General features: G+C 71.9%; 14 protein-coding genes and 1 tRNA gene. 4 read left to right on the top strand and 11 right to left on the bottom strand.

Annotated elements, in window-relative coordinates; genetic code table 11:
* Window positions 1-138: 138 nt before the first annotated feature.
* The gene (locus BLW14_RS21235) at window positions 139-600 is read left to right on the top strand and encodes a MarR family winged helix-turn-helix transcriptional regulator (protein ID WP_093708795.1); all 462 of its coding nucleotides are present in this window, start codon (window positions 139-141) and stop codon (window positions 598-600) included.
* Window positions 601-615: 15 nt separating this feature from the next.
* Here BLW14_RS21235 and BLW14_RS21230 read toward each other — a convergent pair whose 3' ends face one another.
* Entirely contained in the window at window positions 616-1,725 is a 1,110-nt protein-coding gene (locus BLW14_RS21230; RefSeq protein ID WP_093708794.1) for an NAD(P)/FAD-dependent oxidoreductase, read from the bottom strand.
* A gap of 151 nt (window positions 1,726-1,876) precedes the next feature.
* Between BLW14_RS21230 and BLW14_RS21225 the strand changes: the two genes are divergently transcribed.
* Both BLW14_RS21225 and BLW14_RS21220 read left to right on the top strand, forming a co-directional pair.
* Entirely contained in the window at window positions 1,877-2,281 is a 405-nt protein-coding gene (locus BLW14_RS21225; protein WP_093708793.1) for a globin, read from the top strand.
* An 84-nt stretch (window positions 2,282-2,365) separates the two neighbouring features.
* Window positions 2,366-3,415: a DUF2804 domain-containing protein gene (locus tag BLW14_RS21220; RefSeq protein WP_093708792.1), complete on the top strand. Its 1,050-nt coding sequence runs from the start codon at window positions 2,366-2,368 to the stop codon at window positions 3,413-3,415.
* Window positions 3,416-3,424: 9 nt separating this feature from the next.
* On the opposite strand, the gene BLW14_RS21215 is transcribed toward BLW14_RS21220, so the two are convergent.
* The 7 genes from BLW14_RS21215 to BLW14_RS21185 form a co-directional block, all read right to left on the bottom strand.
* Complete coding sequence (locus tag BLW14_RS21215) at window positions 3,425-4,117, bottom strand: DUF8010 domain-containing protein (RefSeq protein ID WP_093708791.1); 693 nt, start codon at window positions 4,115-4,117, stop codon at window positions 3,425-3,427.
* A complete protein-coding gene (locus tag BLW14_RS21210) occupies window positions 4,114-4,536 on the bottom strand; it encodes an acyl-CoA thioesterase (protein WP_026242659.1) in 423 nt (140 codons plus the stop codon). Before BLW14_RS21210 ends, BLW14_RS21215 begins: the two co-directional genes overlap by 4 nt.
* A gap of 5 nt (window positions 4,537-4,541) precedes the next feature.
* A complete protein-coding gene (gene ettA / locus BLW14_RS21205) occupies window positions 4,542-6,206 on the bottom strand; it encodes an energy-dependent translational throttle protein EttA (RefSeq protein ID WP_018518113.1) in 1,665 nt (554 codons plus the stop codon).
* A gap of 203 nt (window positions 6,207-6,409) precedes the next feature.
* Window positions 6,410-7,762: a Cys-Gln thioester bond-forming surface protein gene (locus BLW14_RS21200; RefSeq protein WP_177154233.1), complete on the bottom strand. Its 1,353-nt coding sequence runs from the start codon at window positions 7,760-7,762 to the stop codon at window positions 6,410-6,412.
* 327 nt (window positions 7,763-8,089) lie between these two features.
* On the bottom strand, window positions 8,090-8,695 hold the full coding sequence (locus tag BLW14_RS21195; protein WP_093708789.1) for a single-stranded DNA-binding protein: 606 nt from the start codon (window positions 8,693-8,695) through the stop codon (window positions 8,090-8,092).
* Window positions 8,696-8,797: 102 nt separating this feature from the next.
* A complete protein-coding gene (locus BLW14_RS21190) occupies window positions 8,798-10,696 on the bottom strand; it encodes a YfjP family GTPase (RefSeq protein ID WP_093708788.1) in 1,899 nt (632 codons plus the stop codon).
* A complete protein-coding gene (locus tag BLW14_RS21185) occupies window positions 10,693-12,345 on the bottom strand; it encodes a dynamin family protein (RefSeq protein ID WP_093708787.1) in 1,653 nt (550 codons plus the stop codon). The genes BLW14_RS21190 and BLW14_RS21185 overlap by 4 nt, the downstream gene beginning before the upstream one ends.
* Before the next feature lie 316 nt (window positions 12,346-12,661).
* Here BLW14_RS21185 and BLW14_RS21180 point away from each other — a divergent pair.
* Window positions 12,662-12,734: transfer RNA gene (locus BLW14_RS21180), tRNA-Arg, on the top strand.
* 148 nt (window positions 12,735-12,882) lie between these two features.
* Here BLW14_RS21180 and tyrS read toward each other — a convergent pair.
* From tyrS to BLW14_RS21165, 3 genes are all read right to left on the bottom strand, one after another.
* On the bottom strand, window positions 12,883-14,298 hold the full coding sequence (gene tyrS, locus BLW14_RS21175; protein ID WP_093708786.1) for a tyrosine--tRNA ligase: 1,416 nt from the start codon (window positions 14,296-14,298) through the stop codon (window positions 12,883-12,885).
* Between the two features lie 48 nt (window positions 14,299-14,346).
* Window positions 14,347-14,793 (bottom strand): anthrone oxygenase family protein, encoded by a 447-nt coding sequence (locus BLW14_RS21170; protein ID WP_093708785.1) that lies wholly within the window; start codon window positions 14,791-14,793, stop codon window positions 14,347-14,349.
* A 112-nt stretch (window positions 14,794-14,905) separates the two neighbouring features.
* Entirely contained in the window at window positions 14,906-16,477 is a 1,572-nt protein-coding gene (locus BLW14_RS21165; RefSeq protein WP_093708784.1) for a vWA domain-containing protein, read from the bottom strand.
* Window positions 16,478-16,555 lie beyond the last annotated feature (78 nt).

Here is a 16,555-nt window from a genome sequence, read left to right as displayed (position 1 = left end):
AGCGGCCGGTGAGGGGATCCCCCTTCACCGGCCGCTGCGGCTTGCGGTAGTTCGTACCACGAATGTCCGTTCCGGGGCGGGCCCGTACCGTTCGCGCTGCCATATTCTGTACACATGCGAAAGGCCGACGAAGGGCAGATGGGGACCGCCACCGCATTGGTGCGCTCCGCATTCCTGGTGAATGCCGTGTATGCCGATTCCGGCCGCGAACACGGAATCACCGCCCAGCAGGGCCAGCTGCTCTGCGTGCTGATGGTGAAGCCGTACGGCATGCGCGAGCTGGGCACCGTCCTCGGCCTCGCGAAGTCCAGTCTCACCGGGCTCGTGGACCGGTGCGTGCAGCGGGGCCTGGTGCGCCGGGAGCCCGATCCGGAGGACGGGCGAGCGGTGCGGGTGGCGACGACCGAGGCCGGGAGCGAGCTCGCAGAGGAGTTCTACGCGGAGACCTGCCGGCGGGTCGAGGCCTTGGCGGACGGGCTCGACGAGCCCGACCGCGAGCTGCTGACCGCGCTTCTGGGGCGCCTGGTGCTGGAGAACAAGGTGCCCATGGTCTTCCGCGAGTCCTGCGAGAACGCCCCGGCAGCCACTCCCGGCTGCTGAGGCGGGCCTCCCTCCTCAGCGGGTGATACCGAAGAGCTCCTCGAAGCGGCCGGTGAAGAGGTCCTTGCCCTTGTACGCGCTGACCTCTTCCGCGGGCAGCAGCACCGGGCCGCCCGGCGCCGGCACCTGACCGACCCCGCCGCCGGGCCCGAGCGGGAGCAGCGCGGAGCGCACCGGGGACGGCAGGTAGACGGCCACCGGATCCTCCCCGCGCACCTGGGCCAGGACGTTGGCGGCGACGACCTCGGCGTGCTTCATGGCGTACCCGGCCATCTTGGCCTCGGCCAGGTCGGTGAGGTCGCCGAGGGCGTAGATGTGGTCGTGGCCCACGACGTTGAGCCGCTCGTCGACCGGAACCCGGCCCTGCGCGTCGCGCTCGGCGACCTGGCCGTCGGCGAGGTAGTCGCCGTTGGAGCGCACGCCGTAGCAGCGGAACCAGATGTCCGCCCCGATGGGGTCACCGGCGGCGGTGGTGACGGTGAACGGCTCCAGGCGGCCCGGGGCGGCCGGCGGTTCACCGGTGAGTGCGGTGCCGAGCCGCACTTCGACGCCGAGTGCGGCCAGCTGGCGCTCCAGTTCCTCGCGGACCTCGGGCAGGAAGCCGGGCAGCAGCTCGTCGGCGGGGTCGGTGACGACCACGTGCTTCTCGGGCCAGACGGCCTTGATCTCACCGGACAGTTCGAGGCCGACCGGTCCGGCGCCGGTGATCAGGACCCGCTTGGCACCGGCCAGTTCCCGGTGCGCCTCGCGTATCCGGGCCAGCGCCTCGCCCGCCAGGTCGGTGTCCGTCTTGGCCGGGAACGGGTAGTCCGAGCCGGAGGCGAGCACCAGGTAGTCGGCGGCGACGCGCTCTCCGCCGGCCAGGGTGACCCCGCCCGGGTCCACGGCGACGGCCCGCTCGCGGCGGACGGTGCCGCGCTTCAGCAGGGTGTCGTACGGGAAGAAGATGTTCTGCGCCCAGTCGGGCCTGACCAGCGCGCGCAGCGAGCCCGCAGCGTGCACGAATGCGTCCTTGGGGTCGATGAGCACCACATCGGTTTCCTCGTCGAGCGCCTTGGCGACGGCGGAGCCGCCGTATCCGCCGCCGACGACCACGACGGTGCGATTCGCTGTTCCCTTTGCCATGCCGACCCCAACCATTGAACGGACACACGACTTGGTTCGTTACACGAACCATAGTAGTTCGCACAACGAACTGACAAGGCGTAAAGGGCCGGAGGCCGGAGAAGATCCCCGGGCCCGTCCCGGCGGGCGACGCGTCTGCGACCATGGACGGGTGACTGAGAATCCGCGCGACACGGTGCAGGAGCTGACCTTCTACGAGCAGGTCGGCGGCGAGGAGACCTTCAGGCGCCTGGTCCACCGCTTCTACCAGGGCGTCGCCGATGACCCGCTGCTGCGGCCGATGTACCCGGAGGAGGATCTCGGGCCGGCCGAGGAGCGGTTCGCGCTCTTCCTCATGCAGTACTGGGGCGGTCCGCGCACCTACAGCGACCGCCGCGGGCATCCGCGGCTGCGGATGCGGCACGCGCCGTTCCAGGTGGACCGCGCCGCACACGACGCGTGGCTGCACCACATGCGGGTGGCGCTGGACGAACTGGACCTCGCGCCCGAGCACGAGCGCCAACTGTGGGACTACCTCACCTACGCGGCGGCCTCGATGGTGAACACCGACGGCTGATGGCCCCGGAGGACCGGGTGCCGCCCGGGCTCGCTCCGCCGTCCGCCCCCGAGCGGCGCGCTGACCGGCCGTTAGGATCCGGCCATGACGACGTTCGAGCGTGAGATCACCGAGCCGGTCGACCTGTGCCTGCCCGACGGCCGCCTCGATCCGGCGGCGGTCGGCTGGTCGCGGACGCCGTTGCACCGCGCGAATCTGCGCGGCTGGGGCCGTACGAAGCGGTGGGAGTACTGGTGCGTCACGACGCCCACCCACCTGGTGGCGCTGACCGTCAGCGATTTGGACTTCCTCGCCCTGAACAGCGTCTACCTGCTCGAATACGCGCCCGGCGGGCTGGAGATGGAGCGTACGGCGGTCATCCCCGGCGGCCTCGGTGTCCACCTGCCCGACACCGTGGCCGGCGCCGCCGGCTCCCCGGACGTGGTGACCGGACCGGCGCGCCCCACGGGTGGCAAGGTGCGCGTGGAGATCCGCGACGAGCCCGGCGGCACCCGGCTCAGGGCTCGCTGTCTGACCCCGGAGCGGGTGCCGGTGGACGTGGATCTCCTGGTCGGCCGCCCGGCGGACCACGAATCGCTCTCGGTGGTCGTCCCGTGGAACAGCCACCGCTTCCAGTACACGTCCAAGCAGACCGCGCTGCCCGCCTCCGGCCGGGTCAGGGTCGGGGGCGAGTTCCTGGACTTCGACGGCGACGACACCTGGGCCGTCCTGGACCACGGCCGGGGCCGCTGGCCTCGTACGGTCGACTGGAACTGGGGCGCCGCCTCCGGCCGCACCGACGGCCGTACGGTGGGCCTCCAGCTCGGCGGGCGGTGGACGCTGGGCACCGGGTCCACGGAGAACGCCCTGTGCGTGGACGGACGGCTCAGCAAGGTCGGCGAGGAGCTGGACTGGCGCTGGTCGGCCTCGGACCCGCTGGCCACCTGGACGATCCGCACGCCGCTGACCGGTCAGATCGACCTGACGTTCACCCCGTTCCACAACCGCTGTACCCGCACCGAGGCGGGCCTGCTCGCCAACCGCACCGACCAGTGCTTCGGCCACTACGACGGCCGCGTCCGCGCCGACGACGGCACGGAGATCGCGGTGGACCGCCTGCTGGGCTGGGCGGAGGACGTGCACATGCGGTGGTGAGGGGGCGGTTCAGCCGTTCACGGAGACCGCGAGGTTCCCCAGGCCGCCCGTCGCGCCCGCCCGGCGCAGGGCGATGGAGCCGTACGGGGTACGCAGGCGCAGCCAGCTGCCCGTCGTCAGGAGGGCGACCGGGAAGTCGGGGGCGGCGCGCAGGAAGCCGAGGGACTGCGCGGCGTGGACCGCGCGGAGCGGGAGTTCGGTGTCCGCAAGGGTGCGCGACCAGATGTCGTGGCCGATGCGGTCCCGCTCGGCGCGGGTGCGCCGGCCCTCGGGGAGTGCCTCGTCGCGGGCCCGGAATTCCGTGACGGCCGCGGTCAGCGCGGCCCTCAGGGCGGCGGGGCCGGGCAGTCCTGGGCGCTCCCGCCAGCCGCCGCGGGGCGGCAGGACACCGGCCCAGGGCGGTCCGGTGACCGGCGCGGGCAGGGCGCCGAAGCCGGCGCCGGGGCCCTCGGCCGGCAGGCTCTCCAGGAGGTCACCGGCCGACACCGTGAGGTCGAAGCCGTGCGGCTCGGCCAGCCGTGCCGTACGGATCGCCAGGACGTCGAAGGACGGCGGCCGGCCGAACACGGCGAGCGCGCCGCCGCCCGCCTGGAGGCGTACGGCGGCGGCGCGGTCGTAGTGGAGCAGCCGTTCGAGGAAGGCCGCGAGGTCGGCGGCCTCCCTCGCGTCGGCGAACCGCAGCGACTGTACGGACACGGTCATACCGCGGCGGGCTCCTCGGCCAGGTACTCCTGGAGGAACAGCTTCTCCTCCGCGGAGATGCGCCGGGGACGCTCCGCGGCCAGGTCGTACGGCACGACGACGGTCGAGGCGCGTACGTAGACCTGGTCCGGGTCCTTGATCTCGTAGGCGATCGTCAGGGACGCGGCGCCTATCTTCGTGACCCAGGACTCGACGGTCACCGGCCGGTGGCGGTGGACCAGGGGCCGCACGTAGTCGATCTCGTGCCGCGCCACCACGGAACCGCCCGCGAAGGACGGCGAGCCGTCCCCCGGCGCCAGCCGGAACATGAAGTCGATGCGCGCCTCCTCCAGGTAGCGGAGGAAGACCACGTTGTTGACGTGGCCGAAGGCGTCCATGTCCGACCAGCGCAGCGGGCAGCTGTAGATGTGACGAGCCAAGACGATCAGCCTCGCGTGAGCTTCTTGTACGTGGCACGGTGCGGGCGGGCCGCGTCGGCGCCGAGGCGGTCGATCTTGTTCTTCTCGTACGACTCGAAGTTGCCCTCGAACCAGTACCACTTGGAGTCGCCCTCGTACGCCAGGATGTGCGTGGCGACGCGGTCCAGGAACCAGCGGTCGTGGGAGATGACCACGGCCGCGCCCGGGAACTCCAGCAGGGCGTTCTCCAGCGAGGACAGGGTCTCGACGTCGAGGTCGTTGGTGGGCTCGTCGAGGAGCAGCAGGTTGCCGCCCTCCTTGAGCGTCAGCGCCAGGTTGAGGCGGTTGCGCTCACCACCGGACAGGACGCCGGCCGGCTTCTGCTGGTCCGGGCCCTTGAAGCCGAACGCGGAGACGTACGCCCGCGAAGGCATCTCGACCTGGCCGACGTTGATGTAGTCCAGCTCGTCCGAGACGACGGCCCAGAGGGTCTTCTTCGGGTCGATGTTGGCGCGGGACTGGTCGACGTAGGAGATCTTGACCGTGTCGCCGACCTTGATTGAGCCGCTGTCCGGCGTCTCCAGGCCCTGGATCATCTTGAACAGCGTGGTCTTGCCCGCGCCGTTCGGACCGATGACGCCGACGATGCCGTTGCGCGGCAGCGTGAACGAGAGGTCGTCGATGAGGACCTTGTCGCCGAAGGCCTTCGAGAGGTTCTCGACCTCGACGACGATGGACCCGAGCCGCGGCCCCGGCGGGATCTGGATCTCCTCGAAGTCCAGCTTCCGCATCTTGTCCGCCTCGGCGGCCATCTCCTCGTAACGGGCGAGACGGGCCTTGGACTTGGTCTGACGCCCCTTGGCGTTCGACCGCACCCACTCCAGCTCTTCCTTGAGCCGCTTCTGGCGCTTCTCGTCCTTGCGGCCCTCGACCTTGAGACGGGCGGCCTTCTTGTCGAGGTACGTGGAGTAGTTGCCCTCGTACGGGAGCGCGCGGCCGCGGTCGAGTTCGAGGATCCACTCGGCCACGTTGTTCAGGAAGTAGCGGTCGTGGGTCACGGCCACGACGGCGCCCGCGTACTTCGAGAGGTGCTGCTCCAGCCAGTTCACCGACTCGGCGTCGAGGTGGTTGGTGGGCTCGTCGAGGAGCAGCAGGTCGGGCGCCTCGATGAGGAGCTTGCAGAGCGCGACGCGGCGCTTCTCGCCACCGGAGAGGTTGGTGACGGGCCAGTCGCCGGGCGGGCAGCCCAGGGCGTCCATGGCCTGCTCCAGCTGGGCGTCCAGGTCCCACGCGTTGGCGTGGTCCAGGTCCTCCTGGAGCTTGCCCATCTCGTCCATGAGCGCGTCCGAGTAGTCGGTCGCCATCAGCTCGGCGACCTCGTTGAAGCGCTTGAGCTTGCCCATGACCTCGGCGGCGCCGTCCTGCACGTTCTCCAGGACCGTCTTCGACTCGTCGAGCTTCGGCTCCTGCATGAGGATGCCGACGCTGAAGCCGGGCGACAGGAACGCGTCACCGTTCGACGGCTGCTCCAGGCCCGCCATGATCTTCAGCACCGTGGACTTACCGGCGCCGTTGGGCCCCACGACACCGATCTTCGCGCCGGGCAGGAAGTTCAGGGTGACGTCATCGAGGATCACCTTGTCGCCGTGCGCCTTGCGCGTCTTGCGCATGGTGTAGATGAACTCAGCCAAGAGAAACCGTCCGGCAATCGATGTGTGGGCAGATGGAACCATCTTGCCTGACGGCCGCCTCTTGACGGAAACCGGTCCGGTGCGCGATACGGGCGATCCCGGGTCGCGGTACGTGCCGGGGGTGGCCGGGGTACGCGAAGGCCCCGGCGGGCCGAAGCCCGCCGGGGCCTTGATCAGTGCGTGTGACGGTGTGCTACCGCAGGTCACTCACTGGCGGTGCGGCCCTTGCGGCGAAGGAGCACGACCGCGCCGCCGCCGACGACGACCAGGGCGATGGCGATGCCCGCGATCATCGGGGTGGCGCTGGAGCTGCCGGTCTCGGCGAGGTTGGTGTCGTCGCCGCCCGAGGTGCTGCCGCCGGCCGTGGCCGTGGTCGAGGTGGGCTCGTCACCACCGGTCTGGGTGTCCGTGCCGCCCGTGCCGCCGGTGCCGCTGCTGGTGGTCTTGCAGTCCAGGACGCCCTTGAACGTCTTGGAGAAGCCGCCGGGGCCGGTGACCGTGATGTCGTACGCCTGGTCCTCGGCGACCGGGACCGTGACGGTCGCGGTCTTGCCGGCCTCGACGGTCTGCTCCTTGCCGTCGAGCTCGAAGGTGAACGCCTCGTCGCCCTGGTTGCCGACGGTGACGTCGACGCCGCCCTTGGTGCAGTTCTTCTCGGCGGTGGCCGTCGGGATCGGGCCCTTCTTGGCCCAGGAGGCGGTGGCGGCCGCGGAGACCGTGGACTCGCTGGAGCCGGCCAGGATCTGGGTCTGGCTCTTGGTGACCCCGGCGAAGGCGCGGCCGACCGGGACGGAGGTCGCGGCCTGGACGGTCAGCGAGGCGGTGCCCTCCTCGGAGCCGGCGGGCACGTCGAAGTAGAGCTCGTCGCCGTCGGACGCCGTGGTGACGGGCTTGCCCGCCTTGTCGGTGACCTTCACGCCGCTGGCGAGGTCCGCCGGCGGGGTCACCGTGGCCTGGCCGGCGTTGGTGCGGACGGTGACCGGGCCGACGCGCTCACCTGAGCGGCCGGAGACCGCGACCGGGTCGAGCGCCAGGGAGGCCTTCGGCTCGGCGGTGACGGTGGCGGACTTCTCCAGCCAGTCCGCGAGCTTCTCCGCCTGCTCGTCAGCGGCGGTGACGTCGACGTGGTCGGAGAACCGCCAGATCGCGACCTGGGTGCCGGCCGCCGCGGTCTCGTTGGTGAGCGTCCCGGTGCCGGCCGCCTTGGCGAGCTCCGAGAGGTCGTTCACCTGCGGGTAGGAGTGCTGCAGGACCCAGAGGATCTTGCCGGCGTCCTTGTTGCCGCCGAGCGAGGTCTGGTCCCAGGGCGTCTCCAGGTACTTCGCCTGGTCCTGGGTGTGGTTGTGGATGTCGATGCAGTACGTCTTGAGCGTGCCGCCGCCGTCGACGTTCATCTCGAACAGACCCGCGGAGACCTTGTCGTCCTTCTTGCCGTCCTCGTGGACGTAAGCGGTGTCGTAGGTCTTCAGTCCGTCCAGTACGGCGGTCGCGCCGCCCTGGTGCGCGGGCACCTCGTCGGCCGTCGCGCTACCCGCGCCGACAAGGGCCCCGGCCATGGCCAGGCCGGACGCCACCACCGAGGCCGTGAGCCGGACTATGCGCCGACGCCGTCCGGTGTGAGCCGTCCCCGTGGACGACGAAACGGTCGCTGAAGAAGCAGAAAACACTGATTTCCCCTCCGGGCGAGACCCTCGCGCCCGGTACGCGTGTGGGGATTGTCCCGCCTGCTTACTCAAGTGCCTTGTGAGTACGGGGAGATCCTATGGAGCGGATAAAGAACCGTCCCCCGTCATACCGTCCGACAACCATTCCGAATCGCAATCGTTATCCGGCGCAACTCGCGCCCCATTGCGAACACTGGCCCGCCCCGGCACGCGTGGTCGTCACACGGTCACCAGATCCGAGTCCGCCTTCCGGGGCGCGGATCCGCCCTTCTGACGCACCGTCCGCCGTCGCGCGGTTGGCCGCTCCGGCACCGGCGGCTCCTCCGACGCCACCGCGCCGCCCGCCGGTTCGCCCTCCCCCACCGGCTCCCCGCCCGGCCGCTCCGGCGCCTCCCGCACCGCCCACGGATCGTCGCTCCCCGCGGCGACCGGTGCCGGGCCGTACCGGGACGTCAGGCCCGGCTCACCCCTGACCACCCTGCGGAACGCCGACGTCCCCCGCGTCAGATCGTGGCCCACCGCCACCGCCTCGATGTCCACGAACGTCCGGCGCTGCCCGTCCAACTCCTCCTCGCGCACCTTCAGCCTGCCGTGCACCACCAGCGGCTCCCCCACCGCGACCGACCCCGACAGATTCGCGGCCAGCGTGCGCCACGCCCACACGGTGTAGAAGCTCGTGTGCCCGTCGGCCCAGGCCTCCTTGGCCCGGTCCCACCGCCGGGGCGTCACCGCGAACCTGAACCGGGCCATCCCCCCGCTCGTCGTGTCCCGGAACTCCACCGCCGTCGCCGCGTTGCCCACCAGCGTCACCAAGGTCTCGTTCATGACTCCGCCTCCCCTGTTCGCCCGGTCTCCGCGACCGCACCGTGTGTGCGGTCACTGATCCCATGCTGGAGGGGAGGCGGAAATCCCGCTGGAGGCTGTGGACTAACGGCCCGTTGTGGAGAACTCCGTCACCGCCACGTACCTTTCGCGCACTTCGCGGTAGCGCGCCAGCTCGGCCGAGACCGGGTCGAGCACCCTGGCCCGTCCGCAGGCCGCCGCCGTCTCGCGCAGTCGCCGTTCGGCCTCCTGGCCGTACCGCCGCGCGGGCCCCCTCGCCGCCGCCGCGCACGACCACTCCACGAGCGGGCCGCCGACGATGCCCGCCAGCATCACCAGGGCGGGCGTCAGCAGCCCCGGCTCCAGCACCCCGATGATCTGGCCGGCCAGCCACAGGCCGCCGAAGATCTGGAGCAGTGTCATCGCCACCTGCGCCAGCACGGCCGCCGGCCACCAGGCGGGACGCGGCGGCTTCCCGGCCGCCCGCGCGGCCCGGCCCTCGCCCGCGCCACCGGGTGGAGCGGCGCCACCCGTCGGAGCCGCGCCACCCGTCGGAGCCGCGCCACCCGTGGCAGGCGCACCGGCCTCCGGCCCACCGGTCACCCGTCCCGCCAGTTCGTCCAGCGCGTCCGGCAGCCCCTGGGCCCCCTGCACCGCGGCCTCGCGCACCGCCTGTGCCCAGGGCCCGGGCAGCCCCGCGGCCGCGTCGTCCGCCACCGTGCGCACCGCCTGCTCGACGCGCTGACGTGCCGTGAGCCGTTCCTCGGGCGGGGCGGCGAGGGGCGTGCGGTCCCGGCTGCCGGGCTGCCGCGTGGCCTCGTACCAGCGCCAGAGCCGCAGCCACGGCGTGCCGCACGCCCGTCCGGCGTTGCGGCGCCACTCGCGCTCGGCCGCCTGGCCCGCGGCAGCGGCGCCCACGGCCTCCGCGAGCCGGTCCGCGAACTCCTCGCGTGCCTGCTCCCCCAGTCCCGGCCGCCCCTCGGCGACGTACACCGGGCGCAGTCGGGCCGCCGCCGCGTCGACGTCGGCGGCCAGGCGGCGGGTGGCCGCGGTGCGGTCCTGGACGAACCGGCCGAGCAGTTCGCGCAGTTCGCCGACGCCTTCGCCGGTGAGGGCGGACAGGGACAGGACGGTGGCTCCGGGCTCGCCGTGCTCGCCGACGGCCATGCCGTCCTCGTCGAGCAGCCGGCGCAGGTCGTCAAGGACCTGGTCGGCGGCCTCGCCCGGCAGCCGGTCGATCTGGTTGAGGACGACGAAGGTGACCTCGGCGTGGCCGGCGAGGGGCCGCAGGTAGCGCTCGTGGAGCGCCGCGTCCGCGTACTTCTCCGGGTCCACGACCCAGATCACGGCGTCGACCAGCGCGAGCACCCGGTCCACCTGGTCGCGGTGGCCCCGCGCCGCCGAGTCGTGGTCGGGCAGGTCGACGAGGACCAGGCCCTGGAGCGCCTCGTCGGCCGCCGCGCCGGGCTGCGGCCTGCGCCGGAGCCTGCCGGGCACGGCCAGCCGGTCGAGCAGTCCGGCGGCCCCGTCGGTCCAGGAGCAGGCGAGGGGGGAGGAAGTGGTGGGCCTGCGCAGGCCGGTCTCGGAGAGCTGGGCGCCGGCGAGCGCGTTGAAGAGGGCCGACTTGCCGCTGCCGCTGGCCCCGGCGATGGCGACGACGGTGTGCCGGGAGGACAGGCGCTGCCGGGCCGCGGCCTCGTCCAGCACCCGGCCCGCCTCGGCGAGGGCGGCCCGGTCCAGGCGGGCCCTGGACAGCCCGACGAGTTCGCGCAGGGCGTCCAGGCGCGGCCGGAGCGGGCTGCCGGAGTCCACGTACGCCTCGACCTGCGGCCCGCCGTCGTCCTCCGGAGGGACCTCGTCCGGCGTCTGCTCGGCCTCCTTGGGGGCCGCCTGCGCCCGCCGGGCGATGAGCCCGTCGTCCCATCCGGTGCCGGAGTGCGACGCGTCGGACAGGCACTCCCCGGTCCCGCCCTGCCCCGGATTCTCGTCAGTGACGGCAGTCATCGCTGCCACCTCTCCTTCTGCAGTAGGGACAGTGCGGCGATCAGTTCGGCCTGCGGTTCGGGGGCCACGTCGAGGGAGTCCAGGGGCGCGAGCCGCCGGTCGCGTTCGCCGTTCAGCACGTGGTCGAGACAGTTGGTGAGCAGCGCGCCGCCCTTGTCGCGCAGCCGCAGCGCGCCCTGCGCGCCGATGCGTTCGGCGAGTTGTTCGCCCGCGGTGCGGGCGCGGCGGCCGCCGAGCAGGGCCGCGGCCAGCAGTGCGGCGACGGTCTCGGGGTCCGGGGCGGTGTTGCGCTCCATCAGGCGCAGCTCCTCCTCGGCCAGTTCCTCCAGGATCCGGCGCCACCTGCGTACGGTCATGTCGATCCGGCCCCGGATGTCCTCGGCCGGTCCCCAGCCGCCCTCCTCGCGGCCCGCTGCTTCGAAGGCGAAGGCCGAGGCGGCGGGTTCGCGGCGCCAGACGGTACGGATCTGCTCGTCGGCGGCGGCGACGGCGCACTCCAGGAGCGCGGCCAGGCTCTCGACGAGCGCGTCGAGCACTTCCTCGGAGCTGCTGTACGTGGGGTAGCCGCGCCAGCGGGTCCGGGCGTCGCCGGCGAGCGCGCCGCCGTTCTTGAGCCTTCGGCGGAGGCGGGCGCCCTCCTTCCCGTACGCCTCCTCGACGACACCCGTGAGCCGTACGGCGGCCGCGTACTGGGCGGCGACGGCCCCGGCGAGCGCGGGCATCCGGACGTTCAGGGATTCGATGACGCCCGAGGCAGTCCGGCCGACCGCCTGCTGACGGGCCGCCGGGTCCTGCGCGCGGTGGGCGAGCCAGGCGCGCAGCGGGGCGACCGCGGTGGTGGGCAGCAGGCCGCTGCCGCCGCCCGCCGATTCGGGGAGTTCGGGGATGGTGAACCGGGGCACCTCGCCGAGGCCCGCCTTGGCGAGCAGGGCGCCGTACTGCCGGGAGACCTCGGCGATCACCTGGTGCGGGACGCGGTCGAGGACGGTGACGAGCGAGGCGTTGTACTCCTTGGCGGTACGCAGCAGGTGCCAGGGCACGGCGTCGGCGTACCGCGAGGCGGTGGTGACCATCACCCAGATGTCGGCGGCGCAGATGAGCTCGGCTGCCAGGACCCGGTTGCGCACGACGAGGGAGTCGATGTCGGGGGCGTCCAGCAGGGCGAGCCCGCGGGGCAGCCCGGGAGCGGTCTCGACGCGCAGCGCGGTGCCCTCCTCCGCGGCGTTGCCGTCGGGGCCGTCGAGGTCGTCGCACTGGCCGGGATCGGCGTACTCATCGGGCGACAGCCAGACCCGGGTGAGCTGCGGCAGCACCCGTACGCCCGCGAACCAGTGCTGGTCGTCCGGGTGGCACACCAGGACGGGCGTGCGGGTGGTGGGCCGGAGCACCCCGGCCTCGCTGACCCTGCGACCCACGAGGGAGTTGACGAGCGTCGACTTGCCGGCACCGGTCGATCCGCCGATGACGGCGAGCAGGGGCGCGTCGGGGTCCTTGAGCCGGGGCAGCAGATAGTCGTCGAGCTGGGCGAGCAGCTCGATCCGGGTCTGCCTGGCGCGAAGAGCCCCTGGGAGCGGAAGTGGGAGACGCACGGCGGCGACACAGTCGCGCAGGGCGGAGAGTGCGTCGATGAGCTGAGGCCGTACGTCCAAGGTCACCACATGCGAAGAATGCCCAATTTTGGAGCCCTTTTGAAGCGTATAGCCACTTCTGCGCGCCGGTTCCCCCGTCCGGACAGGGGTGACGAGGGGGGCGCAGGCATAACGAGTGCACAACACCCGAGGCGTGAAGCGTCAAAAGCGGTGCATGATCCGTGCCCACCTGCGATTATCGTCTCGCTTCACCGAACCTCCACATCGTGCCACGCAGGTGAAGCAACGAGGTCGAGCCATTCGGAGCCCTATCCTTGTCCCGGCAAGGTCACGGACCGCCCGGTCCCGGGGCTCCCGGCACCGCAGCCACCACCCGGCCCCCGTAGCTCAGTGGATAGAGCAGGCGCCTTCTAAGCGCTTGGCCGCAGGTTCGAGTCCTGCCGGGGGCACACAGATCGCACCACAACGAGGCCCTCCACCCCGGAGGGCCTTTTCGCTGGTCGGCGGCACATTACCGAGCGAGGCGTAGCAGCGACGTAAGCGCCGGACCGGCCCCATGCGACCAGGAGGACGGTCCGGCGCCGGCCGGGTGCGTCGTCACACGCCCTCGATCTTCGCCACCTTGCGGCCCGCCTTGAGGTAGACCGTGCCGGCGGCCGTCGTGGTGCCGACGGCGGCCAGGGCGGTCTTGACGGCCTCGTGGAGGGAGCGCGTGACGTCGTCCTCCGAGAGGGTCACCGTCTTCCGCCCCTCCGAGGTCTCGACGACGAGGCGCAGGGCGTTCTGCTTGGCGAGACGGCGTGCCGCGGAGGTGCCGGCGGCGAACTCCAGGACCTGGGTGAGTACGGCGGCCACCGCGTCGTCGGCGTGGGCGGCCGGGACGACGGGCAGGGACCCGACGTCGCCGAAGCTGCGCCGGGAGAACTGCGCGGTGAAGTGGCGGCGGGCGGCCATCGCGGCTTCGAGGCCGTGGACCGCGGCGACGGCCTCACCGGCGAGGACCTTCTTGAGGTCCATCGGGTGCAGGCTCTTGTTCTCGACACGGGCGACGGCCGCGTCCACCTCGGCGTCGGTCCACTCGGTCCACGCCTTGAGGTAGGGCACCATCAGCCGGTCCGGGATGGACATGATCTTGCCGAAGACGTCGTCCGCGGTCGCGGTCAGGGCGATGTAGTTGCCCTTGCTCTTGCTCATCTTGGCGCCGCTGCCGTCCGTGCCCTCGATCAGGGGCATGCTGATGACGAGCTGCGGTTTCCGGCCCGCGTTCTCCATGACCTTGCGGCCCATCTGCATGTTCAGCAGCTGGTCGACACCGCCGAGTTCGATGTCGGCGTGGATCTTCTCCGAGTCGATCGCCATGACGACGGCGTAGATGAACTCGGACATCGCCAGGCCCTGCCCCTGGGCGAGCCGGGTACGGAAGTCCTCGCGCTGCAGCGACATGGAAACGGGAATCCGCGAAAGAACGCCGATGAGTTCGGGAAGTCGGATGTCCGCGAGCCATTCGCTGTTACGGCGGAACTCCGCGCGCTCGAAATCGAAGAACGGGGACACCTGGTCCCGGTAGGTGGTGAGATTGTTCGCGATGTCCTCGTCCGTCAGCGGCGGACGCTCGTCGGAACGCCCGGAGGGGTCGCCGATCTTCGCAGTGATGTCACCGACGATCAGAACGATGTCGTGTCCCATGCGCTGGAACCGGCTCAGAATGATCATGGGGACGGTGTGCCCCAGATGCACGTCGGACGACGTGGGGTCGATGCCCAGCTTGACCCGCAGCGGCCGCCCCTCGGCCCGGGCGGCCTCGATGGCCGAGGACAGCGCGTCCTGCGAGGGCAGCACGCCCACGGTCCGGCCCGCGATCAGTGCCGCCTGCTCCTCGGGGCTGAGATCGGACAGGTCCAGACGACGCCTGGCACCGGTCTCGGCCAGGAGCTCCTCCACGGTCGTGTCGGAGGACAGGTCCCGCGCGAGCAGTTCAAGGGTTCGGGCTTCCGATGTGCCGAGGCGAGTCATGGGGACTCCTGCGTGGATCGAAGTTCCGCCGAAGCGACGAGCCACGCTCTACGCCGCCACCGCCAGCAGCGCGAAAGCCGCCAGGGACAGCACCGTACGCACGCGGTGCAAGGCATTCCAGCGGGTTTCGAACGCCGTGCGGGCCTCCGTGTCGTCGCCGCCCTCGGACGCGGCGAGCGCGTTGTTCAGCGGGATGTTGCCCGCGATCGTGATCAGGTGCGAGGCGACGGCGCAGGCCAGGGCGGCGATCAGCAGGGGCCAGGTGTCCTCGCCGGCCTCCGTGAACACCGGGACGGCCGGGAACGCGATGACGCCCAGGAAGAGCACCAGGAAGGCCGGGCCGGGGACCTTCTCGTTGAAGCGGCGCATCGCGGCGGTGAAGCCGCCGTCGGGCAGGACGGCCAGACCGGGCATCACCGCGATGAGGAAGGTCAGCAGGAATCCGGCGTAGAGGCCGGTCGTGATCACGGCGAGGGTCAGGAACAGGGATGCCATGGGGCCCATCATGGCCCGGTACGGGCGCACGCGTCGCGGCAATTCGCAGACGCGTGCGCACCGTTGGGGTCGCGGGGCGGCCGGTGCGAGCGCGCCGGCCGCCCCGGTCCCGTCAGTCCATCTCGCCCTCTTCCGCGCCCGTCCCGTCCTCGCGGGCCCCGCCCTTCAGCCGCTCCGCGCGGACGATCGCGTCGGCCAGCTTCGTGACCGAGGTGTCCTCCGTGCTCGCGGCCAGCTTCTCGGCCCGGCCGGCGAGTTCACCGAGGCCCGGCGCGCCGGGCAGGCCGGTGCCGCGCAGGTACTCCGCGAAGTAGGCGGCCACCGCCGTGACCTGGAGCCGGGTGCTCCGGCCGCCCCACAGCTTGCCGGTGACCGCGCCGGTCGCCACGGAGCCGGTCTTCTCGTGCGGGGTACGGGTCTTCGGGTCGAGCCAGCGCACGGTCGCGGTGGCGACATGGCCGGAGGCGCCGTCGCGCAGGTGCACCGCGTACAGAGCGGTGACGGTGTGGCCGGGGCCCACCTCACCGCCGTCCACGGTGTCGTCGCGGAAGTCGTCGTCGGCGACCTTGCGGTCCTCGTAGCCGATGAGCTTGAACTTCTCGACGGTCTTCGGGTCGAAGGCGACCTGTGCCTTGGCGTCCCGGGCGGTCAGTTCGAGGTGGGCGGGGAGCTGGTCGACGAAGACCTTGCGGGCCTGCTCCTCGTCGGCGATGTACGTGGTGTGGCCGTCGCCCTTGTTGGTCAGCTCCTCCATGAACGCGTCGCCGTAGTCGCTGCCGACGCCCACGCCGAACAGGGTGATGCCGTACTCGCGGCGGGCGGAGTCGATCCGTTCGAGGATGTCGTCGGCGTCGGTGTCACCGGTGTTGGCCAGCGCGTCGGAGAGCAGGACGACGCGGTTGTTGGCGCCCTTGCGGCGGCCCTCCACCGCTTCCTCGTAACCGCGCTCGATGCCCGCCCCCACGTTGGTGGACTCGGCGGGTTCCAGGGAGTCGACCGCGTCGCGGATCCTGCCGCGGTGGCCGCTCAGCCGGGTCATGGGCAGGACGGTCTCCGCCTCGTCGCTGAAGGTGACCAGGCTGATCGAGTCGTCGTCGCGCAGTTCGCCGGTGAGGATGCCGAGCGAGGTCTTGACCAGGCCGAGGCGGTCGGGCGAGTTCATCGAGCCGGAGACGTCGACCACGAAGGTCAGGGCGGCCGGGGGCCGTTCGGCCGTGGTGGGCGCGGCCTTGGTGGCGAGGCCGACCCGGACGAGCGACCAGTCCCCCTCCTCGCCGGCGGCCCTGGCACCATCCACGGAGACCGAGAAGCCGTTGCCCGTGGGGCGGTGGTAGCCCTGGCGGAAGCTGTTGACGAACTCCTCGGGCCGCACGGTCTCCGGGCCGGGCAGCCGGCCGTCGTCGAGGGTGCGGCGGGCGTAGCCGTACGAGGCGGTGTCGACGTCCAGCGCGAAGGTGGAGAGGTAGTCGGGCGGGGCGGACTCCTTGAGCCGGTCCGCGCCGTCCCCGTCCTTCGCGTCTTCCTTCGCCCCGCCGGTGTAGGCCGGTGCGGGCGCCCCCGCGCGCCGCTGGTCGGAGGTCGACTCGCCCCCGCCGCCGCCCTCCCCCGAACAGCCGGTGAGCAGCACTCCGGCCGCGAGCACCAGCCCGACTGCGCCGCGGTACCTCCGTGTGCGGTGTTCCATGCCGTACCCCCTGTCTCGTCACGTCAGCACTTGTGAATGTGACGCGCGAAGGGGCGGCCCGGACCCGACGAAGGTGTT

Origin of the sequence: Streptomyces sp. 2131.1 (assembly GCF_900105515.1) — a bacterium.
Classification (GTDB): Bacteria; Actinomycetota; Actinomycetes; order Streptomycetales; family Streptomycetaceae; genus Streptomyces; species Streptomyces drozdowiczii.
The sequence above is the reverse complement of the archived record's forward strand: the minus strand, read 5'-3'. Positions and strand labels throughout refer to the sequence as shown.